Source organism: Catenuloplanes niger (assembly GCF_031458255.1).
Taxonomy (GTDB): Bacteria; Actinomycetota; Actinomycetes; order Mycobacteriales; family Micromonosporaceae; genus Catenuloplanes; species Catenuloplanes niger.
The window spans coordinates 6,791,517-6,815,559 of the sequence record NZ_JAVDYC010000001.1 but is presented as its reverse complement, the minus strand read 5'-3'; the positions used below and the strand labels follow the sequence as shown (position 1 = coordinate 6,815,559).

The window sequence follows — 24,043 nt, the reverse complement described above, 5'->3', positions numbered from 1 at the left end:
AGATGAATCGGTGGATCACACCCGCCGATAGCCGCCGGCTCCGCAGCTTCCGCCGTTGGCCGCCTCCGCGTCGCAGGCCACGACGGCAGCCGCGAACGGACCTGCGGCCCGCCTGCGGCCGCGCGACTCGTGACGTCGGACGCCGGTGGTCCGCAGGTCACGGCGTCGGCCACGAACGGATCTGCGGGTGGCCGTCGAACGGCGCTGGACCCGCGACTCGTAACGCCGAAGGACGGCGGACGTGGGTCACGGCGTCAGCCGCGGGCGGACACGGCGAGCGCGTCGTCCGAGACCGTGATCGGGCGGCGGCACGTGGGTCGCGGCGTCAGCCGCGGACGGGCCTGCGTGGTCGCGACGCCGGATGCCGTCCACGCGGTGTACCTGTGCCGTGGGTCGCCGGCGGCCCGGGCGGGACGACGTCAGGTGTGGCGCTCGATGCGGCGAATGGCCCTCAGCCCGGCCCCCGAGAAGGGTGAACGAAAGCCCGCCGGGCTGGGGGCCGGGCGGGCTTTCGGGGGAGGCTGGGCGGGTGCTTCAGCGGGTGGCGTACTCGGCGATGCGGCCGAGGATGCCGTTGAGGAAGCGCGGGGAATCGTCGGTGGACATCTGGCGTGCCAGCTCCACGGCCTCCGTGATGGCGACCGCGTCGTCTATGTCGTCCGCGTAGAGGAGCTCGTAGACCGCGATCCGCGCCAGGTTCCGGTCGACGACCGGCATGCGGTCGATCGTCCAGCCCTCGGCGTAGCTGGCCAGCAGCTCGTCGACCCGGTCGAGGTGGGCGGCGACGCCCTCGACGAGGTGGATCGTGTAGCCGATGTGGTCGGGCCGGGGCTGCTCGATGCGCTCGAGGTAGCTGGCCAGGACCTCGACCGGCGGCAGGTCCCGCAGGTCGGCCTCGTAGAGGACGTCGAGCGCCCGCTTGCGCGCCTTGCGGCGAGCGGGCATCGACTGCTTCGGGCCCTCCGCCATTAGGAGCGGCCGAGGTAGCGGCCGTCGCGGGTGTCGACCTTGATCTTTTCGCCGGTGGTGATGAAGAGCGGCACCTGGACCGTCGCGCCGGTCTCCACGGTGGCGGGCTTGGTGCCGCCGGTGGAGCGGTCGCCCTGCAGGCCCGGCTCGGTGTAGGTCACCTCGAGGAACACCGAGGTCGGCAGCTCGACGTAGAGCGGGACGCCCTCGTGGAACGCGACCGTCACCTCGGCCTCGGGCAGCAGGAAGTCGGCGTTCGAGCCGACGACCGCGCTCGGCACGTGGAACTGCTCGAACGTGTCGGTGTGGTCCATGAAGACGTACTCGTCACCGTCGAGGTAGAGGTACTGCATGGTCCGCTTGTCGACCGTGGCCGTCTCGACCTTGGTGCCGGCGTTGAAGGTCTTGTCGACCACCTTGCCGGACATCACGCTCTTCAGCTTGGTGCGCACGAAGGCCGGGCCCTTGCCGGGCTTCACGTGCTGGAACTCGACGACGGACCACAGCTCCTTGTCGAGGTTGAGGACCAGGCCGTTCTTGAGGTCGTTGGTGGTCGCCATTTCCTGCCTTGGTGTGAAGCCGTGTGTGTGAAACCGGCACTACGTTTGCGGACAATAGCCCAGTCTACCGGCGCACCCGGCTCGCCGCCTCCCGGGCCGGTCATGCGCGTGATGACCGCGCCGCCGTCCGTTGACGATCAATCAATCGTTACCTCGTCGTCGCCGAATAGACACCCGTTACTGGCAAGTTGCGGGCGTGCTGACTGCCTCCAGCCTGCCGAACCGCGTGTCGCGCAGCTTGCCGACCGTCCGCCTCGCCGGCCGTCCGATCATGGTCGGTGGCGTGCCCCGATGGCTCGGCTTCGCCGGCGCCGTGATGCTCGCGTTGGGCGGGACCACGGCCGGTGCGCTGCCCTATCAACAGGCGGCGGACCGGGCGGGCATGGTCGGCGTCGGCCTGGTCGTGGCGTACGCCGGGCTGGCTCTGCTGGTGGTCGCCTGGTGGCGGCTGGGCGCGGAGAACCCGGCCGCGCGCTCGATGCAGATCACGCTCGGGCTCTGGGCGGCGCCGCTGGTGGTGGCGCCGCCGCTGTTCAGCCGGGACGTCTACAGCTACCTCGCGCAGGGCCGGATGTTCGCGCAGGGGATGGACGTCTACCTGTACGGGCCGTCGAGCCTGGGCGGCCCGCTCGCGGCCGAGGTGCCGGGCATCTGGCAGCACACCCCCGCGCCGTACGGTCCGCTGTTCCTGGCCGTGGCCGCGGTGGTCACCACGCTGACCGGCACGCACGTGATCGCGGGTGTGTTCGGCATGCGTCTGGTCGCGGTGGCCGGTGTGGCGCTGATGGCGTTCGCGGTGCCGGTGCTCGCCCGCCGGCTGGGTGTCTCCCCCGGCGCTGCGCTCTGGCTCGGCGTGCTGAACCCGCTGGTGCTGACGCATCTGGTGGCGGGCGCGCACAACGACGCGCTGATGCTGGGCCTGCTGGGCGCCGGCCTGGCCGTGATGGTCTCCCGGCGGCCGGGTGCGGTCTGGCCGATGCTGGGCGTGGCCCTGGTGACGCTGGCCGCGCTGGTGAAGGCACCGGCCGCGCTGGCGCTGCCGTTCTGCGCGCTGCTGTGGGCGCAGCGCGCCCAGCGGACCCCGGCGGAGCGGGAGCGGTGGCCGATCATGGCGTTCCTGCGGACGGCGCCGCTGACCGTGCTGGTCGCGGCCGCGGCCGCGATCGTGGTGCACGCGCTGGCCGGCACGGGGGTCGGCTGGATCCTGGCGCTGGACACGCCCACGGTGGTGCACAACTGGATGTCGATGAGCACGACCGCGGGCGCGCTGACCGCCCAGTTGCTGGACGCGATCGGGTCCGGGGTGGCGCATCACGCGGTGCCGTTCTGGCGCGGCGTGGGACTTGCGGCGGCGGTCGGGTGCGGGCTCCTGGTGTGGGTCCGGGCCCGGGTGCTCGGCCCGGTCTACGCGGTCGGCCTGGGGCTGCTCGCGGTGGTGCTGCTCGGCCCGGTGGTGCACCCGTGGTACCTGCTGTGGGGCGTGCTGCTGGTCGCGGCGGGCGCGCCGCACGCGGTGGACAGCCCGGTGCGGCGCTGGGTGGCGCTGGGCAGCTCGCTGCTGGCCGTGCTGGTGGTGCCGACCGGCGGCCCGACCTCGGCCGTGGACGTGGCGGTCGGCCTGACCGGCGGCGCGGTGGTCCTGGTGGCCGCGGGCGCGGTGCTGCTGTGGTGGCTGCCGCGCCGCGAGCCCGCGGTGGAACGGGCCGAGTCGTTCTACCGGAAGCCCCGGGTCCCGGCCGAGACCGCCGCCTAGCGTGTTCCGCCGGTACGCCCAGCGGCGTACCGGCGGAGGGTCATCGGTTCCCGGTGCTCGCGACGTACCGGAGTGCGAGCCGGTAGCCCTCGATGCCGAGGCCGGCGATGACGCCGGTGGCGACCGCGGAGAGCACCGAGTGGTGCCGGAACTCCTCGCGCGCGTGGATGTTGGAGATGTGCACCTCGACCAGCGGGGCGGTGAGCATCGCGCAGGCGTCCCGGACCGCGTGGTTGTAGTGCGTCCAGGCGCCCGCGTTGAGCACGACGGGAATCCCGTCGTCCGCCGCCTCGTACAGCCAGGCCAGCATCTCGTGTTCCGCGTCGGTCTGCCGGACCTCGACGTCCAGGCCGGCCTCCCGGCCCGCGTCCACGCAGAAGCGCACGAGGTCGTCGTACGACGTCAGGCCGTAGACGTCCACCTGGCGCTTGCCGAGCCGGCCCAGGTTGGGGCCGTTGAGCACCAGCACCCGGCTCACGCGATCACCTCACGGTAGGCGGCCTCGAGCACGTCGTCCGCGGGCCCGGCCAGGATCGCCGGGCTGCCGAGCCCGTCCAGCACCACGAACCGCAGCGTGCTGCCGCGGGCCTTCTTGTCCACCCGCATCGCGGCGAGCAGCGCCGGCCACGCGTCCGCCTCGTAGGCGACCGGCAGGCCGAGCGAGGTCAGCACGGCGCGGTGGCGGGCCGCGACGTCCGGGCTCAGGTGCCCGGTGGCGACCGAGAGCGCGGCCGCGTAGATCAGGCCGACCGAGACCGCGTGGCCGTGCCGCCAGCGGTAGTGCTCGACCTTCTCGATCGCGTGCGCGAGCGTGTGCCCGTAGTTGAGGAACTCGCGCAGCCCGGACTCGCGCAGGTCGTGCGTGACCACGTGCGCCTTGACCCGGATCGCGCGCTCGACCAGCTCGCGCAGCGCGGGCGAGGCCGGGTCCTGGGCCGCGGCCGGGCCGGCCTCGATCAGGTCGAGGATCGCCGGGTCCGCGATGAAGCCGCACTTGACCACCTCGGCCAGGCCGGCGACCAGGTCCGCGTGCGGGAGCGTGTCCAGCATCGCCAGGTCGCAGAGCACGCCGGCCGGCGGGTGGAACGCGCCGACCAGGTTCTTGCCGGCCGACGTGTTCACGCCGGTCTTGCCGCCGACCGCAGCGTCCACCATGCCGAGCAGCGACGTGGACACCGGCACCCAGCGGACACCGCGCAGCCAGGCCGCGGCCACGAACCCGGCCAGGTCGGTCACCGCGCCGCCGCCGAGGCCGATCACCACGTCGCTGCGGGTGAAGCCGTTCGCGCCGAGCGCGTCCCAGCAGCCGGCCGCGACGCCGATGCTCTTGCCGTCCTCCGCGTCCGGCACCTCGATCGGCACCGTCCGGAGCCCGGCACCGTCGAGCCGGGCGGCCAGCGCCTCGGCGTGCGCCTTGAGTGGTTCGGCGTAGAGGAGCGCGGCCTGTTCGGCGCCGGCCAGCATCGGCGGCAGTTCGCCGAGCAGGTCCCGGCCGACCAGCACCTGGTACGGGGTGTCGCCGCCGACGTCGATCCGCGTCGGCTCGGTCACAGTCAGCTCAGTCATCGGCGCTGAGCCTAGTACGCGCCGCGCTCCGGGACACCGCACACCTCCGGCCGCGTCACGTCCACCCTCGCGGCCGGCACCGGCGTGCGGTCAGCGCGTGAGCAGCGCCAGGATCTCGTCGGTGATCTCGGTGGGCTCGCGGCCGTCGGTGACCACGACGTGCGTGGCCACCTCGCGGTAGAGCGGCGCGCGCTGCGACATCAGGTGCCGGAGCGTGGCCCGCGGGTTGATCGCCAGCAGCGGCCGGCCCGCGCCCAGGCCGACGCGCTTGACCGCGTCGGTCAGGTCCACGGACAGGAACACCACGGTGTGGCCGGCCAGCCGGGCCCGCGTCTCGTCGGCCAGGATCGCGCCGCCGCCGAGCGCCAGCACGCCGTCGAACGTCTCCAGCGCGGTCGCGACCGCCGCCCGTTCGAGCGCGCGGAAGTGGTCCTCGCCGTCGTCGATGAAGATCTCCGACACCGGCTTGCCCGCGACCGCCTCGACGTCGTGGTCGGTGTCCCGGAACTCGACGCCGAGACGCTGGGCGAGCGCGGTGCCGACCGTGGTCTTCCCCGCGCCCATCAGGCCGACGAGGACGCAGGCGGGCCTCACCGGATGATCAGGTGGTCGACGTACCCGGCCAGGTTGCGGCGGATCTCGTCGGCCGAGTCGCCGCCGAACTTTTCCGTGGCGGCCTCGGCCAGCACCAGCGCGACCATCGCCTCCGCGACGACCGCGGCGGCCGGGACCGCGCAGACGTCGGAGCGCTGGTTGATCGCGGTGGCCACCTCGCCGGTGGCGACGTCGACCGTGGAGAGCGCGCGGTTGAGCGACGAGATCGGCTTCATCGCGGCCCGCACCCGCAGCGGCTCGCCGGTGGTGATGCCACCCTCCAGGCCGCCGGCCCGGTCGGTGAGCCGCCGGACGCCGGTCGCGGTCGGCGCGATCTCGTCGTGCGCGACCGAGCCGCGCGAGCGGGCCTGCAGCCACGCGTCGCCGATCTCCACGCCCTTGATCGCCTGGATCGACATCAGCGCGGTGGCCAGCCGCGCGTCCAGCTTGCGGTCCCACTGCACGTGCGAACCGAGACCCGGCGGTACGTCGTAGGCCAGCACCTCGACGATGCCGCCGAGCGTGTCCGCGTCCTTCTTCGCCGCGTCGACCTCCGCGACCATCCGCGCGGACGCCTCGGGGTCGAGGCAGCGCAGCGGGTCCGCGTCGATCCGGTCGAAGTCCTCCGGGTGCGGCTGCAGGCCGGGCTTGGCCGCGACCGAGCCGAGCTCGACCACGTGCGACACGATCCGGATGCCGAGCGTCTGCTCGATGATCGCCTTGGCCACGGTGCCGACCGCGACGCGCGCCGCGGTCTCCCGCGCGGAGGCGCGCTCCAGGATCGGCCGGGCGTCGGTGTGCCCGTACTTCTGCATGCCGGCCAGGTCCGCGTGCCCGGGCCGGGGGCGGGTCAGCGGCGCGTTGCGCGCCTGGCCGGCCAGTTCCTCCGGGTCGACCGGGTCCGCGGCCATCACGGTCTGCCACTTGGGCCACTCGGAGTTGCCGATCCGGATCGCGACCGGGCTGCCCAGCGTGACGCCGTGCCGGATCCCACCGATGATCTCGATCTCGTCCTGCTCGAACGCCATCCGGGCGCCGCGGCCGTAGCCGAGGCGGCGACGGGCCAGTTCCTTCCCGATGTCGGCGCTCGTCACCCGCACGCCGGCGGGGACCCCCTCCAGCAGAGCGACGAGGGCGGGGCCATGGGATTCACCTGCGGTCAGCCAGCGCAACACGTCGCACAGTCTGTCATGGCCCCGTCTCGGTCTCACGTGCTGGCCGTCCCGTCCCACCCTCCGGTCCGATGAACGCCGCCACCACCCCGGTGGCCCGCGCGGTCACCCGGCCGGTTCCGGCGGCGGGCCAGCGGCGATCAGCGCAGTGAGGTCGTGCAGGTCCGGGACCGCGGCGGCGATCCGGGCGCGGGCGTCGTCGCCGAGCCGGTCCAGCGCGTCCGCGACCAGCGCCCGCCGTTGTTCCTGGTAGGCGCCGATCCGCCGGTGCGCCTCCGGGGTCAGCGTGAGCCGCACCTGGCGCCGGTTCTCCGGCGACCGTTCGCGGGCGATCAGCCCGGCGTCCGCGAGGTCGCCGACCAGCGTGCTGACCGTGTTCGGCGCGGCGCGCAGCGCCTCGGCCGCGTCCCGGACGCAGATGCCGGGCCGCCGCTCGACCAGCCGGAGCACCTCGACCTGCGCGTCCGGCAGCCGGTCGGCGTCGCGCCGGGCGGCCGCCCGGCGCAGCACCTGGTGCAGGTGCCCGAGCGTGTCGCTGATCTCATCCGCCGAGGTCATGGCGTACTCCCGCTGTCTTTTAATCGCCTTGTGCAACTAGTCTGCCCACAGAGCTTTTCTCCCGGAAGGACGTACCAGCGTGTCACAGACCACCGTCGACACGGCCCCGGCGCCGCCACGCGGCCGGGCCGCCCTCGCCCTGGTGGCGCTGCTCGGCACGCTCACCGCGATCGGCCCATTGTCGATCGACATGTACCTGCCCGCGTTCCCGGAGATCGCCGCGGACCTGCACGCGACGCCGTCCCAGGTCCAGCTGTCACTCACCACGCTGATGGTCGGCATGGCCGTCGGCCAGCTGGTCACCGGCCCGCTCAGCGACCGGCTCGGACGCCGTACCCCCGTGATCATCGGCATGGTGGCCTATGCGCTGCTCTGCGTGGCCTGCGCGTTCGTGCCGTCGACCGGCGCACTCGCCGCGGTGCGCTTCGCGCAGGGCTTCGCCGGCGGCATGGGTACGGTCGTGGCCCGCGCCGTCGTCGGCGACCTCTTCTCCGGCCGGGCCGCCGCGAAGTACTTCTCCCAGCTCGCCCTGGTCTTCGGCGTGGCGCCGGTGCTGGCGCCCAGCCTGGGCACGCTGGTGCTGACGTTCACCGACTGGCGGGGCATCTTCCTGGTGCTGGCCGGGCTCGCCGTCCTGATCACGGTCGCGGTGGTCCGCGTGCTCCCGGAGACGCTGCCGCCGGAACGCCGCAGCACCCGCGGGCTCGCCGACGTCGCCGACACCACCCGCGTGCTGGCCAAGGACCGGATCTTCATCGGGTACGCCGTGACCGGCGGCCTGGCCATGGCCGGCCTCTTCGCGTACCTCTCCGGCTCCTCGTTCGTGCTCCAGGACGTGTTCGGCCTCTCCACCGCCGCCTACGGCGTCCTGTTCGGCGTGAACGCGATCGGCCTGGTCGCGGCCAGCCAGCTCAACGGCCGCCTGCTCGACCGCTTCAGCCCTCGCCGGCTGCTGGTGTCCTCCCTCGCCGCCGGCGCGGTCGCCGGGCTCGCGCTGCTGACCGCCGCCGCCTTCACCAGCATGCTCGGCGTCACCGTGCTGCTCTTCTGCTTCATGGCCACGGTCGGCATGGTCAACCCGAACAGCGCGGCCCTGGCACTCGACCGTCACCGCAACCGCGCCGGCACGTCCGCCGCTCTCCTCGGCACCGTCCAGACGCTGATCGGCGCCGCGGCCGCGCCACTGGTCGGCCTCGGCGGCGACCGCAGCGCCGTCCCGATGACCCTGGTCATCGCGATCTGCTCCACGCTCGCCCTGCTCACCGTGCTCACCCTGGCCCGCTCGCGGACGTGACGAGAGAACCGGAGCCGGTCAGCCCTGCGCGATGGCCTTGTCCAGCGCCTCGCGCATCGCCTCGGCCGGCGCCGGCACGCCGGTGAACTGCGCGAACTGACCCAGGGCCTGCGCGTGCAACAGGTCCAGGCCCGACAGCACCGCGCATCCGCCGGCCGCCGCCCACGCGGCCAGCGGCGTGGGCCAGGGGTGGTAGACCACGTCGAAGTAGACCGTGCCGGCCGGCCAGTGCGGACCGGCGGCGAGGTGGTCGGCCGCGCCCTTCGGGACCGTGGAGATCACGACGTCGTAGCCGCTCAGGTCGGCGGCCTCCGACCAGGGTGCGACGCGTAACGGGATGCCGAGTGCCGCGGCGACCGGGGCGAGGTCCGTGCCGGCCTCGGGGCGGCGGACGAAGACGGTGACCGGCGCACCGCCGAGGCGGGCGGCGGCGCCGAGGGCGGCACGGGCGGTGCCACCGCCGCCGAGCAGCGCGATGGCGGCGCCGTCCGTGATGCCGGCGCCGCGCAGGACCTCGACCATGCCGACCACGTCGGTGTTGTCCGCGAACCAGGTGCCGCCGGGCCGACGGACCAGGGTGTTGGCCACGCCGAGCGCCGCCGCGGCCGGGGAGGCCTCCGCGGCGACGGTGAGGGCGACCTCCTTGAGCGGCATGGTCACGGACAGACCGCGCCACTCGGGGCCGAGCCCGGCCACCAGGCCGGGCAGCTCGGACTCGGCGCACTCGATCGCGGTGTACTCCCAGCCGTGCAGCCCGGCGGCCGCGTAACCGGCGTTGTGGAGCACGGGTGACAGGGAGTGCGCGATCGGTTTGCCGAGCACGGCTGCCCGGTGGGTGGACGTCACAGAACCCCGGCCTCCCGGGCCTTCTGCTCGTTCACCTGCTGCTCGGCGTAGGTCTCCGCGAACGCCGAGTTGCCCTGCTTGTCGATGGCGACGAAGAAGTACCAGTTGCCTTCCGCCGGGCTCATCGCGCCTTCCAGCGCGGCCTTGCCCGGGTTGTTGATCGCGGTCGGTGGCAGGCCCTCGTTGAGGTGCGAGTTCCACGGGTTGGAGGCGTCCTCCAACTCGGCCTGGGTGATGTTCTTCGACTCCTTGGCGTCCCGGCCCTCGAGCTGGTGACCGTAGTTGATGGTCACGTCCAGGCGCAGGACCGGCCGGCCGCCGATGTCCGCGCTGGGCTTGTAGAGCGTGTTGTAGACGACGCGGGAGACCTTGGGCAGGTCGGCCGCGACGCCGGACTCCGCCTCGGAGAGCGAGGCGACCATCAGGGCGTCGTACGGCGTGATGTCCCGCGCCTCGACCTTCTTCACGAAGTCGAGCTCGGTGGTGGTGTCCAGGAAGTGCTGGACCATCACCGCGAGCATCTCCTTCGCGGTCAGGCCGGGGTCGAAGTTGTAGGTCTCCGGGAACAGGAAACCCTCGACCGACTTGGTGACCTTCTTCTCGTCGCCGCGGGTGAACCAGAAGTCCGGCACGCCCAGCGCCTCCGGGTCCTTCGCCGCCTCCTTGAACTCGTCGACCGGGATGTCGGACGCGTCGGAGAGCAGTTGGAAGATCTCGAAGGACGTGCTGCCCTCGGGGACGGTCACCTTCGTGGAGACCCGGTTGTTCAGGTCGAGCAGGGCCAGCACCGCGTCGGATGCCTTCATCTGCTTCTTGACCTTGTAGAATCCGACCTGGATGTTCTTGCTGTCCGGGTTCGCGTCGGCCGCCTCGATGAAGGCCTTGGCGGACTTCACCACGTCCACGTTGTAGAGCGTGTTGCCGATCGCGGTCGCGGTGTCACCGTTCTTGACCTCGATCGTCACCTCACCCTCGCCGGGGCCCGGGTAGTCCGGGGTGGTCAGGTAGTTCCGCACCCGGTCGAACCCGTAGTAGCCGGCGCCCGCGAGGCCGCCGAAGATCAGCACCACCATGATCAGGGCGATGGCCGACTTACCGCCACCGCCACGCTTCTTCTTGCGCCGGTGCAGCGGCCGCCCCTTCTGGGGGGCCTGCTGCTCGTCGAACGCAGCTTCCAAGTCGTCCAGCATCAGTTGCGCCTCCGCTGCGCGTCCAGCCAGCCTTGCAGGATCTCCACGGCGGCCGCCTGATCGACGACCGCACGCTGACGCCGCCCCCGAACGCCTCGCTCGGACAGCCTACGGGTAGCCACCACCGTCGACATACGCTCGTCCGCCAAAACGACGGGTACGGGGGTGATCACCCGTTCCAGCCGTCCGGCGTACGCGCGCACCAGTGTCGCCGCTGGTCCCTCCCGCCCGTTGAGCGCGACGGGAAGTCCCACGACGACCGCGACCGCGTCGTGCTCCGTGACGAGGCGCGAAACTTCCGCCATATCGCCCGGAACAGCATCATCAGCCGCATTCTGGTCACGGGGTACGGTCGCTACCGGGCTGGCGAGGATGCCGTCGGGGTCGCACACCGCGACCCCGACACGCACCGCTCCTACGTCCACGCCCAGGCGAACTCCGCGAGTGAAGCCTTCGCTCACGGCCGGATCACTCTGCCAAGCTTGAACACGCGCCTCCTGACGTCGATCGGGCCACGATGCGAAGAGTAATGGCCGATCGGCGTATGGCGCTATCAGCCGGCCTCGGAAATTGACCTCTCGATCGCGCCCAGAAGCTTAACGGTCTCCGATGCGGGCACGCCGCCGCCCTGCGCCAGCTCGGAATTGCCGCCACCGCGACCGCCGAGCGCGCCCTTCACGAGGTCCGACGCGGAGATGCCGCGATCGCGGGCTGCCGCGTTCGTCGCTACGATGAGTGACGCCTTGCCGTTGGACTTCGCGGCCACCGCGACCACCGCGGGACGCTTCTGGTCGATCTTCCCGCGGATCTCGATGGCCAGCGTGCGCACGTCGTTGCCGGCCGCGCCCTCCGGCGCCTCCGCCCCGACGTAGGCGATGCCGTTGAGATCCCGGGCCGCGTCCGCGATCGCGCCGGCGCCGCCGAGCACCGCCTGGGCGCGCAGCTTCTCCAGCTCCTTCTCCGCGTCCCGCAGCGCCGTGACGGTCTGCTCGACCCGGTCCCCCACCTGATCCGCCGGAATCCGGAAAAGATCCGCCAGGCGGGACACCAGCAGGTGCTCCTTGGCGAGGAAGCCGAACGCGTCGATGCCGACCAGCGCCTCGACGCGGCGCACCCCGGACCCGATCGACGACTCGGAGAGAATCTTCACCAGGCCGAGCTGGCCGGAGCGGGCCACGTGCGTGCCACCGCACAGCTCCCGGGCGTAGTCGCCGACCTCGACGACCCGCACCTCGTCGCCGTACTTCTCGCCGAACAGCGCCATCGCGCCGAGGCGACGCGCCTCCTCCTGCGAGGTGACGAACGCGTGCACCTCGTGGTCGGCCAGCAGCACCTCGTTGACCTGCTGCTCCACGTCGTGCAGCACGGCCGGCGGGACCGCCTGCGGTGTGTTGAAGTCGAACCGCAGCCGGCCCGGCGCGTTCAGCGAACCCGCCTGGGTCGCGGCCTCGCCGAGGAAGTTGCGGATCGTCTGGTGCACCAGGTGCGTCGCGGTGTGCGAGCGGGAGATCGCCCGGCGCCGGTTCGTGTCGATCTCGGCGAAGCCGGACTCACCGGGCCGCACCTCGCCGCGGACGACCCGCGCCTTGTGCACGATCAGGCCCGGCACCGGCTGCTGGACGTCGTAGACCTCGACCTGGCCGCCGCCGACCGTGATCAGGCCGGTGTCCGGCTGCTGGCCACCGCCCTCGGCGTAGAACGGCGTGGTGTCCAGCACCAGCTCGATCGTGTCGCCCTCGCCGGCCGACTGCAGCCGCTCGCCCTTGTTCAGCAGCGCGCGCACCCGGGACTCCCGCGACGTCTCCGCGTAGCCGGTGAACTCGACCGCGCCGCCGTCCTCCAGCACGCCCCGGTAGGCCGAGACGTCCGTGTGGCCGGTCTTGCGCGCCCGCGCGTCCTCCTTGGCCCGGGTGCGCTGCTCGGTCATCAGCCGGCGGAAGCCCTCGTCGTCGACGGCCAGGCCCTGCTCGGCCGCGATCTCCAGGGTCAGGTCGATCGGGAAGCCGTACGTGTCGTGCAGCTGGAACGCCTTGTCACCGGAGAGCTTCGCGCCGCCCGCCGACTTGGTCTCCGCGATCGCGGTGTCCAGGATCGTGGTGCCGGACCGCAGCGTGGCGAGGAACGCGTCCTCCTCCGCGTACGCGTACGTCGAGATGCGGTCGAACTCCTCGGCCAGCTCCGGGTACGACGGCGACATGCAGTCCCGGGCGACCGGCAGCAGCTCCGGCAGCGCCTTGTCCTGCCAGCCGAGCAGCCGGATCGACCGGATCGCGCGGCGCATGATGCGGCGCAGCACGTAGCCGCGGCCCTCGTTCGACGGCGTGACACCGTCACCGATCAGCATCAACGAGGTGCGCACGTGGTCCGCGATCACGCGCAGGCGCACGTCGTCCGGGTGCGACTCGGAGGCGGCGTGCCCGGAGTTCGCACCGTAGGTCTTGCCGGTCAGCGCCGCGGCCTTGTCCAGCACCGGGCGGATCTCGTCGATCTCGTACATGTTGTCGACGCCCTGCAGGATGGAGGCCATCCGCTCCAGGCCCATGCCGGTGTCGATGTTCTTCGCCGGCAGCTCGCCGACGATGTCGAACTCTTCCTTGCTGCGCACGTTCGTGATCTCGTACTGCATGAAGACGAGATTCCAGAACTCGAGGTAACGGTCCTCGTCCACCTCGGGGCCGCCGTCCGGGCCGTACGCCGGGCCGCGGTCGTAGTAGAGCTCCGAGCACGGACCGGCCGGGCCGGGGATGCCCATCGACCAGTAGTTGTCCTTCTTGCCCCGGCGCACGATCCGCTCGGCCGGCATGCCGGTCTGCTTCCAGATCTCGATCGCCTCGTCGTCGTCGAGGTAGACCGTGGCCCAGATGCGGTCCGCGTCCAGGCCGAAGCCGCCGTCCGCGACCGACTTGGTGATCAGGTCCCAGGCCAGCGGGATCGCGCCGGCCTTGAAGTAGTCGCCGAACGAGAAGTTGCCGTTCATCTGGAAGAACGTGCCGTGCCGCGAGGTCTTGCCGACCTCGTCGATGTCGGGCGTCCGGATGCACTTCTGCACGGAGACCGCGCGCGGCCACGGCTGCTGCCGCTGACCCAGGAAGTACGGCACGAACTGCACCATGCCGGCGTTGACGAACAGCAGATTCGGGTCGTCAATGGCCGGCAGCGGAGCGGACGGCACCACGGCGTGGCCGTTGGCCTCGAAGTGCGCCAGGTATCGTCGCTTGATCTCCGCGGTCTTCATCTGCGGCCTTCCTGAGTGTCGATGCCGTCCAGCGGGTAGCCCCGCTCCTCGGCGAACTGGTCGTCGTACAGCACGCCCTCGGCGAAGGCGGCGTGAATCTCCTGCTCACGCTCGGCCATCGCGATCCGGACGTCGTCGACGAAGCTACGCACGGACTCGACGAGGCCGCCAGCGGTTTCCTGAGCGCTCTCGGCGATGCCCTGCGGCGTGTACGCGTGCGCCATCTTCGTCACCTGACGGACCACCAGGACGCCGACACCGAGGCCGATCCCGAGCCAGAGCAGACGCTTCATAGCAACATCCTCCCGTGCCAGTTCCTGTTAGCGACGACCGGCCCGGCGGCGTGCCTTGAGGACGTCCTTGACCTCGCGCTCCTCCTCGGCACCGCGGCGGGCGGCGGCGGCCTTGCGCACGCCGTACCCGAACGCCGCGACCTTCACCAGCGGGTTCGCGGCCGCGGCCGAGACCACGGTGCTCAGGTTCGCCACGTTGGCGCTCACGTTCTGCACGTGACCGGTGATCGTGTCCACCTTCGCCAGCTGGACGTTCACCCCGTCCAGCGACGTGTGCACCTGGTCGAGCGTGGTGTTCACACCCTCGATCGTGAGGTTCACGTTGCGCAGCATGGGCTCCGTGCGGTCGTTCAGATCGTTGATCGCCCGGGTCGCCGCGTCGATCGTGTGCCGCAGCCGCAGGATCGGCACCGCCAGAAACAGAACGAGCATCGCGAACGCCCCGGCCCCGATCAGGGCAGCGATCTCTCCACCGTCCACGCGTCTTCCCCTTCATCCCACGCTGTATATGTATTCGGGCAGGTGACACCGTCCACTCTGCGCCAACGTGCGAACCCTACCCTCAGTGACACGCCGCCGCGCGGCGGAGCGGTCCCCGCGCGTCCTACGTCGCCTCGGGCGTCGGCAGGTCCGTCGGGAAGTCGGTGGGCAGGTCGAACGTCGCCTCCGGCGTCTCACCGATCAGATCCGACGGTACGGGTGCCTGCGGCTGCGTGCGGCCGTCACCGATCGCGTTGTTCACCTTGATCGACACAGCCGCGCCCGGGCAGTCCGGATCCACCGGCGGCGCCGCCTCCTGGCCCTCGACGGTCGCCTCCACCGACGGCCGCAGCGCCAGCGCGTCGTTCGCGCAGGCCGGCGGCCGGATCCACAGGTCCAGCGTCAGCTCGTCCCGCCGCCAGCAGGAGTAGTCGCCCTGGACACCCGGCTGGTCCGGGCACCCCTCGACCTCCCAGCGCTGCCAGCCGGAGCCGGCGAGCGCGGCCTGGTACACCTGCGTCGTCTCCTCCGGGGCCCGCTCCGACTCGGCGATCCGGGTCCGCAGCCGGCAGTCGATGAAGCACCACCGCGAGCCGCTGATCTGGTCGTCCGTGTTCTGCGCCGCCCAGGCCGGCACGCCCAGGTCGTCCAGCGAGTTGAACACCGGGTCCCGCGTCGCCGCCCGGATGCCGAAGTAGAGCGGCAGCGCGCCGAGCAGCAGCAAGGTCGCCAGCACCAGCGCGCCGAGGCGCAACTGCCGCTGCTCCCGCGCCTTCTTCTCCTTCTCGGGATCAACCCCGTCCGCCGGTACGGAGTCCCGCCCGGCCGCCGGACGCAGCGCGCCGCTCTCCAGCGGGCCGCCCTCACCGTTGCCGGCCGGCAGCGCGGCCACGGCCGCCCGTCCGGGCAGCGCGGCCATCTCCGCGGGCAGCGTCCGAGGACCGCGTGCGACCGCCCGGGCGGCGGCGTCCAGGCTGCCCTCCTCCGGCAGCGGACCACGACGGACCATGGCCTGACCGGGTACGCCCGGCGCCTGACCGGCCGCGGCCGGCTCGGCACCCGGCGGGCGCACGGCGGCGCGGGCCGGGCCGGGCTCGCGCGGGCCGGCGAGGGTGTCGGCGCCGGGGCCGACCGGTGCACGGCCACCCGGGCCGTCCGGCGCGCCGGCGTCGCGCGGTGCCGGGGCGTCGGTGCCGCCCGGGCCTAGCTCACGCGGGGCGGGACCGTGGTCACGGGCGCCGGTGCCGGCCGGGCCGCTCTCGCGGCCCGGGCCAAAATCCGGGCCGCCGGGGCCACCGTCACGGCCGCCGGGGCCACCCTCATGATCAGGCCGGCCACCGGGACCGCCGTCGTACCCGGGACCGAACCCACCGTCGCTGCCGGGGCCGAAGCCACGGCCGTCGCCCGGCTCACCGTCCCGGCCGGGCCCGAAACCTCGGCCGACACCGGCGTCGCGGCCGGGGCCGTACCCGCCGGGACCACCGTCGCGGCCGGGGCCGAAGCCCGCGCCACCGTCCCGGCCGGCACCGTCCCGGCCGGCACCGTCCCGGCCGGCACCGACACGACCGGCACCACCGCGGCCGGGGCCGAAGCCACCGTCCGGGCCGGGGCCGAACTCGCGGCCGGCACCCGGACCACCGTCCCGGCCGGGGCCGGGGGTGCCGGGCGCGCCGTCCGGGCCGAAACCACGACCGGCGCCGGGGGCACCGTCGCGGCCGGGGCCGAAGCCGCCGGGGCCGCCGCCGTCCGGGCCGAAGCCACGTCCGGGGCCACCGTCGCGGCCGGGAACGCCGTCGCGGCCGGGAACGCCGTCACGCCCGGGAACGAAACCGGCGGGGCCGGCGGAAGCGGGGTTACGGCCGCCGGGGCCCTCCGGCGCGCCGGCGCCCGGACCCGGGACCGCGGCGCGGCCGGGACCGCGACGCGCGTCGTCGCCCGGACCGCGCATGCCGACCTGGCCGAACTCGCCGGTGCCGGTGCGGCCGCCACGACGGCCGGACTCGCCGTCGCCGTAACCGCCGCCGTCCCGCGGGCCCTCGCCACGCATACCCACCCGGTCGAACTCACCCGTGCCACCGCGCCCGCCGCGACGACCCTGATCACCGGGACCACCGTCGCGCGGGCCGTCGCCACGCATGCCGACCCGGTCGAACTCACCGGTGCCGGTGCGGCCGGAGCCGTCCCGGCCCCGGTGGCCGACCTGCCGGAACTCGCCGCTGCCGGGGCCACGGCCGTCGCCGGGACGCCCGTCCGGGCCGCCACGGCCACGGTCACCGTCGCCGTGCCGGCCGAAGCCGTCCTCGCCCGGGCGCGGACCGGACCGACCCGGCTCGTCGTCGCCGGGGCGGCGCGGCGCACCGGGCATGCCGGGGACACCGGCGGCGCCGGCCACGCCCGCGCGGCCGGGGCCGGTGGGCTGGCCGGGCACGCGGCCGGTGCTCGGCTCGATGCCGTCGGCCGCCGGGGACGCGCGGAACCGGTCACGGCCGGAGACCGCGCCCGTGGGCGCGCCCGAGCCGGGCGCACGCGGGCCCGCCGGGCTGCCCGGCGCACCGGACACCGGCTCCACACCGGGTGGCAGCGCCGGGGCCGCCGGTGGCAGCGAGGCCGGCGGTGTCGCACCGGGCCGACCGGGCATGACCGGCGGCACCGGCGCACTCGCCCGCCCGCCCGCGCGGCCGCCCGGGCCGTCCATGCCGGGACGCCCGCCCTGCGGGCCCCCGGGACGGCCGCCCTGCGGCCCGTCGAAGCCGGGACGGCCGTCCGGGCCGTCGAAACCGGGACGGCCACCACGACCGCCGTCCGGGCCGTCGAAGCCGGGACGTGCGCCGCGACCGCCGTCCGGGCCGCCGTGCCGGCCGCCCGGGAGCCCGTCGATGCCGGTCACGCCGGGCGGCGGGCCGTCCGCGCCGGGACGCGTGGGGGCGCCGGGACCGGCCGGGCCGAAGCCCCGGCCGCCGTCCGCGTCCCGCCCGCCGTCACCGAACCGGTCGCGCACCGCACCGGGACCGCCGGGGCCCGCGCTGTGCGGGCCGCCGCCGTGGTCGGGCCGGCTGCCCACCGGGCCGGAGCGGCCGCCGGAGACCGGCGCCACCGCGCCCGGCGGCAGCGCCGGGGCGTTACCGGAGGCCGGCAGCTCGTCCGGCTGGTCGGCCGGGCCGGCGAACCGGGACCGCGAACCGCCCGCGCCGCCACGCCGGCTCACCTCGGGGTTCTGCCGGGACGGCGTGAACGCCCACGAGTGCGGGTTACCGGCACCCATCTCCTCGTTGGTGGCGGCGGTGGACCGCATGTCGATGAGCCCGTCCGGCGCGGCCTCGCCGGGACCGGAGTGCCGGGCCGCCGGCGGACCCGCCGGGCCCGGACGCCGATCGCCGGGCTGGTCGTCGCCACGACGCGGCGCCGGGTAGGGCGCGGCACCGCGCGCGTCCCCGCCGAAGCCGGCGCCACGCTGCTCCGGGGCACCGGGCTCGGCCGCACGCCGCCGCCCGGCGCGGATCTCACCGCTGGTCGGCTCGTCACCGTAGGGCTCACCCGCGCCGCGCCGGCCACCGGGCTCACCGGCGCCGTACGGGCCGCTCGGCGCCCCGTCCGGCGCCGCACGCCGGCCCGCGCGGATCTCGCCACTGGCCGGCTCGCCACCGTCCGGCGCCGCACGCCGGCCCGCGCGGATCTCACCGCTGGCCGGCTCGCCGCCGTACGGGCCGCTCGGCGCACCGTCCGGCGCCGCACGCCGGCCCGCGCGGATCTCGCCACTGGGCGGCTCGCCACCGAACGGGCCGGCTGCGCCGTACGGGCCGCTCGGCGCACCGTCCGGCGCCGCACGCCGGCCCGCGCGGATCTCACCGCTGGCCGGCTCGCCGCCGTAGGGGCCGGCCGCGCGCCGGCCGTCGGGCTCGCCACCGAACGGGCCACCCTGCTCGGGGCCGCCCGGGCGACGGCCGCCCTGGTCGTAACCGCCGGGCTCGCCACCGTAGGGCGGGCCCTGCGGCGCGGCCGCCCGGCCGCCGCCGAAGGGTCCGTTCTGCGGGCCCATGCCGGCCGCGGCACGCCCGCCGCGGATCTCGCCGCTGTTCGGCTCGCCGCCGACACCGCCGTCCGGGCCGCCCGGCCGGCGTCCACCGGGACCGGCCGCGCCCGCGGGACCGCCGGGCCCGAACCCGCCGGGTCCACCGGGTCCCGCCTGACCGGCCGGAGCGAACGCACCGGGACCACCGGCCGCCGCCGGGCCACCCGGGCCGAAACCACCCGGGCCGCCGGGACCCGCCGGGCCGCCGAAGCCACCGGGGCCGTCGGCACCTGCCGGACCACCGGGACCGAAACCGCCGGGGCCACCCGGGCCACTCGGGCCGAAGCCACTCTGTCCGCCCGGGCCGAAGCCGCCAGGACCGCCCTCGGGGCCGCCGTCCGGGCCGCCCACGCGCCGGCCGGGGGCACCGGGGCCGGGACCACCGGGGCCGCCAGGACCACCGGGGCCGGCGTGGCCACCGGGACCGGGAGCGCCGTGGCCGGGACCGCCGGGAGCGTTGTCCGGGCCGCCGAACGGCACGCGCGCGCCCTGCTGCGGGATCGCGCCCGGCTCCGCGCCGGGTCGCGGGCGCGGCGCCGGGCCGCCGGCACCGAAGCGGCCGCCCGGGTTCTCGCCGGGTCCGGCGTTCTGATCGGGGCGCGGGCCGGCGGCGCCGCCCACGGCACCGGGACCGCCCGCGGCGTTGATGTCGTCGTCCGGGGCCAGGTCGGGCGCGGCGGGGAAGCCGGCGCCGGCCGGGAGTGCGGGCGCGCCGTCACTCAGATCGACGTTGGACTGCTTCGCGGTGCGAAGGTCGTCGAGCCAGCCGGTCTCCTCGCCGGAGACCTCCTCGGCCGGCGGCGCGCTCTCGGGCGTGCCGGATCGGCCGATGCCCCACCGGCGCCCGCGCTTCTGGCCGCCGGCCTCCTGGCCGTCGTCCGCACCGTCCGAACCCCGTGCCCTCACGCAACCACTCTCTCTGTCTCCACCGACATGCGGTCGATCGCCGACGTCCTGCCGGCCACGGCCGCACCGGCCGTGGCTCCTGTACCCCGCCCGGTCGTGCCCGGACCGGCGAGGTCTCGTTCCGTCACACCCGCGCTCGCCGCCCGGCCGTGCCCCGTACCGATCGGCCGGGCAGCGGCCGGGCTGACCCGGTACGCCCGGGGCGTGACCCACCAAGCTACAAACCGTTCGCCCGCCGCCGTCCACGTCCGGCCGCGGCCGGGCCGGGCCCGTCTCATGGGCCCGCAGGCCACGCGCCCGCCGCCCACCGGGACGGTGAGCGACGTCACTCCGGGCCGCCGCCACGCGCCCGGATGGCCGGAGCCCCCTAGCGAGCGTGCGCCACGCCGCCGGTTTTCGCCACCGCCGGACGGCCGGTGACGGTCGTCCGCCGTGCCGAACCACCACGTGCGCGCCGCCTCCGGGCTCACGCGCCGTCCTCCGCCGGTGGCGCGGTCGCACGCCGCCGGCCAGCGGCTTTTCCTCGCCGGCCCGCGGCCTTCCCCGCGCCGCCGGACGGCTCACCGGGTGCGGCCCCGGACGTCTCGCCGTCCACCGCCGGACCGTCCGCGTCACCCGCGGGTGTCGCGCCCGACAGGTCCGGCCCGCTCGCCGCGGCCCGCCGATCATCCGCCGCCGGACCAGCCACCCCACCCGCCGCCACACCGGCCACGCCACCACCGGACACCGCGACCGCGCTCTCCGGCACCGGGTCGGCCTCGCCGCCGGTGGACGCCACGTCCGCGCTCTCCGCCGCCGGACCGGCCGCGCCACCGACGGAAGCCGCATCCGTGCTCTCCACCGCCGGATCGGCCGCACCATCGGCGGACGCCACGCCCACGCTCTCCGGAACCGGACCGGCCGGGACGCCGGTAGACGCCGCATCCACGCCGTCCGGCAGTGGGCCGGCCGCACCGCCGGCGATTGCCTCGGACGCGCTCGTCGCCGGAGGGCCACCGGCGGATACCGCAGCCGGACCGGATGCGCCACCGGCGGACGCGGCAACCGCGCCCTCCGCGGCCGGACCGGACGGGTCGCCGATGGGTGCGGCGATCGTCGCCGGTGCGTTCGCTGCGCCGGCGACGGCGGCACCCGCCCGGCTGCCGTCCGCCGTCCCGGCACCCGACGCATCGGCACCCGACGCACCGGGACTCACCGCACCCGGACCTCCCGGACTCGGCGCACCGGGACTCGGCGCACCGGGACCCGGCACGGCGGCAGGGGCCGGGGAGGAGGTGGGCGGCTGAGTGGCCGGGGCGGGGTCGCGGCGGGGTGGCATCGGGGTGCCGCGGACGGCGCGGCGGAGCTTCGGGAGGCGTTCGGCCACCGCGCGCTCGAAGCCGCGGTCCGTCGGCTGGTAGTACTCCGCGGACGCCAGGTCGTCCGGGGCGTACTGCTGGCGCACCACGCCCCGGCTGTCGTCGTGCGGGTAGCGGTAGCCGGTGCCGTGGCCCAGGCCCTTCGCGCCCGGGTAGTGGGCGTCGCGCAGGTGGCGCGGCACCGGGCCGCCCTTGCCGGCGCGCACGTCCGCCATCGCGGTGGACAGCGCGGTGGTGGCGCTGTTGCTTTTCGGCGCGGTGGCGAGGTGGATGACGGCCTGGGAGAGGTTCAGGCCCGCCTCGGGCAGGCCGATCAGCTGTACGGCCTGGGCAGCCGCGGTGGCGACCTGCAACGCGGTCGGGTCGGCCATGCCGACGTCCTCGGACGCGAAGATGACCAGGCGGCGCGCGATGAACCGGGCGTCCTCGCCGGCCACCAGCATGCGGGCCAGCCAGTGCAGTGCCGCGTCCGGGTCGGAGCCGCGCATGCTCTTGATGAACGCGCTGGTCACGTCGTAGTGGGCGTCGCCGGCCCGGTCGTAGCGGACCGCGGCCACGTCCACGGCCTGCTCCGCGGTGGCCAGGTCGATCTCGGTCGCGGACTGGGCGAGCGCGGACGACGCGGCGGCCTCGAGCGCGGTCAGCGCCTTGCGCACGTCGCCGGCGGCGAGCCGGATCAGGTGTTCCAGCGCGTCGTCGGCCAGCGTGAGCGCGCCGTCGAGACCCCGCGGGTCGGTCAGCGCGCGTCCGATCAGGCCGCGGACGTCGTCCTCGGTGAGCGGGTGCAGCGTGAGCAGCACGCACCGGGACAGCAGCGGCGAGATGACCGAGAAGTACGGGTTCTCCGTGGTGGCGGCCAGCAGCGTGACGGTCCGGTCCTCGACGGCGGCGAGCAGCGAGTCCTGCTGGGTCTTGCTGAAGCGGTGCACCTCGTCGATGAACAGCACGGTGGGCGGGCCGCCGTAGCGGCGCTCGCGGCGGGCCGTGTCGATCACCGCGCGGACGTCCTTGACGCCGGCGGAGAGCGCGGACATGGCGACGAAGCGGCGGTTGGTGGCGCCGGCGACGAGGTGCGCGATGGTGGTCTTGCCGCTGCCGGGCGGGCCCCAGAGGATGACGGACATCGGGGTGTCGCCGCCGACCAGCTGGCGCAGCGGTGCACCGGGCGCGAGCAGGTGCGCCTGGCCGACGAGCTCGTCGATGGTGCGGGGGCGCATGCGGACCGCGAGCGGCGAGTCCTCACCGGGCGCGACGAAACTGGCACCCTGCGCATCATTGGTGGAGCCGGTGCCGTGCCGGTCCGGCGTCACGCTGACGCCGCCCGTTTCGGTGACGGTGAACAGCCCCTCGACCTCCACTCCACGAACGATACCGCCCACGCTTCCCCGTGCTCACACGCCGGACCCCACCCCGAAGGAAGATCCAGATCAGGGGGTACGCGCGGGACAGCCCGCCCGCTTCGACGCTCGGGCCGTGGGCCTCGGAGCGGGGAAGGGGACGGGCTGTCGTACCGCTGAGTGAATGTGATCTTCGGTTGTCAGCCGCGGCCGGGGCGGCGGCCGAAGTAGCGGCGGCCACCACCGGTGCCGGTGCCGCTGCGCGGGCCGGAGCCGACGCCGCCCAGGTAGAGCGCGAGCAGGAACAGGCCGATCAGGACCAGCGTGTTCCAGTTGAAGAGGTCGGGGGCGCCGAAATTGGTGTTCAGCAGGTCGATCAGGAGCGCGAAGCCGAAGACTCCGGCGGCGATGAGAGCCAGCATGCCATCCTCCGGGAGGGGTGTATTTAAGAGGTTGCACTCGCTGTACCCAGCCGCGCGAAATCTCATTCACGGACAGTCGGCGGCTCCGGCGCAGGTCCGGGCGCGGGCGAGCGCGGCGGCGAGCGACCGCACGTCCGGGTCGCCGGCGGCGCGCCCGTCGCCGAGCAGGTTGGTCAGCTGCCAGGGGTCGCGGCGCAGGTCGTAGTACTCCCGGTCGACGCGCGGCCCGTCGTAGGTCTCGATGTACTGGTATGCGCCGGGCGCGTAGGTGGACGCCCAGGTCGGGACGTTACCGTTGGCCTTGTCGTACCAGTACTCGAGGAGCACGCCGGTCCGGCGCGGGCCGGTGAGCAGGCTGCGGCCGTCGACCCGGTAGCTGGGCGAGAGCCCGGCGAGTTCCAGCACCGTGGGCGCGACGTCGATCAGCGGCGCGACCCGGGAGTCGCGTCCGGCGGGCACGTGGCCGGGCCACCAGAGCAGCAGCGGTACGTGGACCGAGCCCTGGTAGGGGACGAATTTCGTGGGCAGGCCGTGTTCGCCGAGGGATTTTCCGTTGTCGGACAGGAAGACGACGAGCGTGTCGTCGAGTTCGCCGGTCGCGGCGAGGCGGCGGCGGATCGCCTCCATCTGGTCGTCGACGGAGAGCAGCGTGCGCATCTGCGCGATCGCGGTCTGCGCCCCCTCCTCCGCGGTGACCCGGTACCGGCGCACGTACGCGGGCTTGTCCGACCGGTCCTTCTCGCGCGTCGCCGGGTTGGACCGCCAGCTCAGCTTCACGTCGGCGTACTTCGGCTCGGCCGTGTACGGCGAGTGCGGCGCGACGAACCCGGCGTGGATGAACCACGGCGTGTCGTCGTTCTTCTCGAACCGGTCGATGTAGCCGGTCACCTGCCGGCCGGTGAACGTGGTCGAGTACGGCGGGTAGACGTCCGTCCCGTCCACGTTGAAGTGCGCCTTGACGTACCCGCCGTGCTGCAGCGCCCAGTGGTCGATGTGCGGCGGCTTCTTCGCGAGTTCCCACCCGTTGAACAGCTTCCCGGCCGCCGCGGTGGCGTACCCGGCCCGCTTGAGGTCGTGCTGGAGCGTCCGGTCGTGGTCGTAGACGCCGATCCGGTCCTGCTGGAGGACGCCGGTGTTGTGCACGTACCGCCCGCTGAGGATCGACGAACGGCTCGGGCAGCAGGACGGCGTGGTCGCGACCGCGTGCGTGTAGTCGCGGCCGGTCCGGCCGAGCCAGGCCCGCGTGTGCCGCATGACGTCGATCTGGCCGAGGCCGGCGTCGTCCAGCACGACCAGCAGGACGTTCGGCCGGCGTGGCGCGACCGGGGCGGCCGTCACGGCGGGTGCGGCCGTGAGCATCGTGAGGCCGGCGAGCAGGGCAGCCGCCGCAGCGCGACGAGTTACTGTCATCAGACGATGATCAGGGTTGTTTCACCCCGAA

18 protein-coding genes and 1 pseudogene are annotated in these 24,043 nt (G+C 74.3%); 2 read left to right on the top strand and 17 right to left on the bottom strand.

The features are described from left to right. Window positions 1-534 precede the first annotated feature (534 nt). Window positions 535-945, bottom strand: coding sequence for a transcription antitermination factor NusB (gene nusB, locus J2S44_RS30290; protein WP_307245492.1), 411 nt, complete (start codon window positions 943-945; stop codon window positions 535-537). Between the two features lie 23 nt (window positions 946-968). After that, the gene (gene efp, locus J2S44_RS30285; RefSeq protein WP_310420831.1) at window positions 969-1,529 is read right to left on the bottom strand and encodes an elongation factor P; all 561 of its coding nucleotides are present in this window, start codon (window positions 1,527-1,529) and stop codon (window positions 969-971) included. A 196-nt stretch (window positions 1,530-1,725) separates the two neighbouring features. Between efp and mptB the strand changes: the two genes are divergently transcribed. Then, the gene (gene mptB, locus J2S44_RS30280) at window positions 1,726-3,282 is read left to right on the top strand and encodes a polyprenol phosphomannose-dependent alpha 1,6 mannosyltransferase MptB (RefSeq protein ID WP_310420829.1); all 1,557 of its coding nucleotides are present in this window, start codon (window positions 1,726-1,728) and stop codon (window positions 3,280-3,282) included. 40 nt (window positions 3,283-3,322) lie between these two features. On the opposite strand, the gene aroQ is transcribed toward mptB, so the two are convergent. From aroQ to J2S44_RS30255, 5 genes are all read right to left on the bottom strand, one after another. Further along, window positions 3,323-3,760 carry a type II 3-dehydroquinate dehydratase gene (gene aroQ, locus J2S44_RS30275; RefSeq protein WP_310420828.1) on the bottom strand — a complete coding sequence of 146 codons (438 nt, stop codon included), beginning with the start codon at window positions 3,758-3,760 and terminating at the stop codon, window positions 3,323-3,325. Continuing rightward, window positions 3,757-4,833 (bottom strand): 3-dehydroquinate synthase, encoded by a 1,077-nt coding sequence (gene aroB, locus J2S44_RS30270; protein ID WP_310429998.1) that lies wholly within the window; start codon window positions 4,831-4,833, stop codon window positions 3,757-3,759. Before aroB ends, aroQ begins: the two co-directional genes overlap by 4 nt. Before the next feature lie 105 nt (window positions 4,834-4,938). Further along, window positions 4,939-5,442: a shikimate kinase gene (locus J2S44_RS30265; RefSeq protein WP_310420827.1), complete on the bottom strand. Its 504-nt coding sequence runs from the start codon at window positions 5,440-5,442 to the stop codon at window positions 4,939-4,941. After that, a complete protein-coding gene (gene aroC / locus J2S44_RS30260) occupies window positions 5,439-6,617 on the bottom strand; it encodes a chorismate synthase (RefSeq protein WP_310420825.1) in 1,179 nt (392 codons plus the stop codon). The genes J2S44_RS30265 and aroC overlap by 4 nt, the downstream gene beginning before the upstream one ends. A 102-nt stretch (window positions 6,618-6,719) precedes the next feature. After that, window positions 6,720-7,172: a MarR family winged helix-turn-helix transcriptional regulator gene (locus J2S44_RS30255; protein WP_310420823.1), complete on the bottom strand. Its 453-nt coding sequence runs from the start codon at window positions 7,170-7,172 to the stop codon at window positions 6,720-6,722. Window positions 7,173-7,251: 79 nt separating this feature from the next. Between J2S44_RS30255 and J2S44_RS30250 the strand changes: the two genes are divergently transcribed. Beyond that, complete coding sequence (locus J2S44_RS30250; protein WP_310420822.1) at window positions 7,252-8,466, top strand: multidrug effflux MFS transporter; 1,215 nt, start codon at window positions 7,252-7,254, stop codon at window positions 8,464-8,466. A gap of 18 nt (window positions 8,467-8,484) precedes the next feature. Here the strand turns inward: J2S44_RS30250 and J2S44_RS30245 are convergent, their stop codons facing one another. From J2S44_RS30245 to J2S44_RS30200, 10 genes and pseudogenes are all read right to left on the bottom strand, one after another. Beyond that, window positions 8,485-9,312, bottom strand: coding sequence for a shikimate dehydrogenase (locus J2S44_RS30245; protein ID WP_310420820.1), 828 nt, complete (start codon window positions 9,310-9,312; stop codon window positions 8,485-8,487). Continuing rightward, window positions 9,309-10,502 carry an endolytic transglycosylase MltG gene (gene mltG / locus J2S44_RS30240; protein ID WP_310420819.1) on the bottom strand — a complete coding sequence of 398 codons (1,194 nt, stop codon included), beginning with the start codon at window positions 10,500-10,502 and terminating at the stop codon, window positions 9,309-9,311. Before mltG ends, J2S44_RS30245 begins: the two co-directional genes overlap by 4 nt. After that, a complete protein-coding gene (gene ruvX, locus J2S44_RS30235) occupies window positions 10,502-10,963 on the bottom strand; it encodes a Holliday junction resolvase RuvX (RefSeq protein WP_310420817.1) in 462 nt (153 codons plus the stop codon). Before ruvX ends, mltG begins: the two co-directional genes overlap by 1 nt. Before the next feature lie 92 nt (window positions 10,964-11,055). Then, the gene (alaS, locus tag J2S44_RS30230; RefSeq protein WP_310420815.1) at window positions 11,056-13,737 is read right to left on the bottom strand and encodes an alanine--tRNA ligase; all 2,682 of its coding nucleotides are present in this window, start codon (window positions 13,735-13,737) and stop codon (window positions 11,056-11,058) included. Beyond that, the gene (locus J2S44_RS30225) at window positions 13,734-14,030 is read right to left on the bottom strand and encodes a hypothetical protein (protein ID WP_310420813.1); all 297 of its coding nucleotides are present in this window, start codon (window positions 14,028-14,030) and stop codon (window positions 13,734-13,736) included. Before J2S44_RS30225 ends, alaS begins: the two co-directional genes overlap by 4 nt. Before the next feature lie 27 nt (window positions 14,031-14,057). Then, window positions 14,058-14,510, bottom strand: a complete 453-nt coding sequence (locus tag J2S44_RS30220; RefSeq protein ID WP_310420811.1) for a DUF948 domain-containing protein — start codon at window positions 14,508-14,510, stop codon at window positions 14,058-14,060. Window positions 14,511-14,634: 124 nt separating this feature from the next. Beyond that, complete coding sequence (locus tag J2S44_RS30215; protein ID WP_310420810.1) at window positions 14,635-19,485, bottom strand: hypothetical protein; 4,851 nt, start codon at window positions 19,483-19,485, stop codon at window positions 14,635-14,637. Window positions 19,486-20,638: 1,153 nt separating this feature from the next. Continuing rightward, window positions 20,639-22,201, bottom strand: a pseudogene (locus tag J2S44_RS30210) (replication-associated recombination protein A); the annotation flags it as partial. Between the two features lie 179 nt (window positions 22,202-22,380). Beyond that, a complete protein-coding gene (locus tag J2S44_RS30205) occupies window positions 22,381-22,602 on the bottom strand; it encodes a hypothetical protein (RefSeq protein ID WP_310420809.1) in 222 nt (73 codons plus the stop codon). A 66-nt stretch (window positions 22,603-22,668) separates the two neighbouring features. Further along, window positions 22,669-24,012, bottom strand: coding sequence for a sulfatase-like hydrolase/transferase (locus J2S44_RS30200; protein ID WP_310420807.1), 1,344 nt, complete (start codon window positions 24,010-24,012; stop codon window positions 22,669-22,671). Between the last annotated feature and the right edge of the window lie 31 nt (window positions 24,013-24,043).

What these genes read in the sequence shown, in the direction of transcription:
- nusB (WP_307245492.1), bottom strand. Translation starts at nt 945, where the DNA reads ATGCCCGCTCGCCGCAAGGCGCGCAAGCGGGCGCTCGACGTCCTCTAC.
- efp (WP_310420831.1), bottom strand. Translation starts at nt 1,529, where the DNA reads ATGGCGACCACCAACGACCTCAAGAACGGCCTGGTCCTCAACCTCGAC.
- J2S44_RS30255 (WP_310420823.1), bottom strand. Translation starts at nt 7,172, where the DNA reads ATGACCTCGGCGGATGAGATCAGCGACACGCTCGGGCACCTGCACCAG.
- mltG (WP_310420819.1), bottom strand. Translation starts at nt 10,502, where the DNA reads ATGCTGGACGACTTGGAAGCTGCGTTCGACGAGCAGCAGGCCCCCCAG.
- alaS (WP_310420815.1), bottom strand. Translation starts at nt 13,737, where the DNA reads ATGAAGACCGCGGAGATCAAGCGACGATACCTGGCGCACTTCGAGGCC.
- J2S44_RS30225 (WP_310420813.1), bottom strand. Translation starts at nt 14,030, where the DNA reads ATGAAGCGTCTGCTCTGGCTCGGGATCGGCCTCGGTGTCGGCGTCCTG.
- J2S44_RS30205 (WP_310420809.1), bottom strand. Translation starts at nt 22,602, where the DNA reads ATGCTGGCTCTCATCGCCGCCGGAGTCTTCGGCTTCGCGCTCCTGATC.
- J2S44_RS30200 (WP_310420807.1), bottom strand. Translation starts at nt 24,012, where the DNA reads ATGACAGTAACTCGTCGCGCTGCGGCGGCTGCCCTGCTCGCCGGCCTC.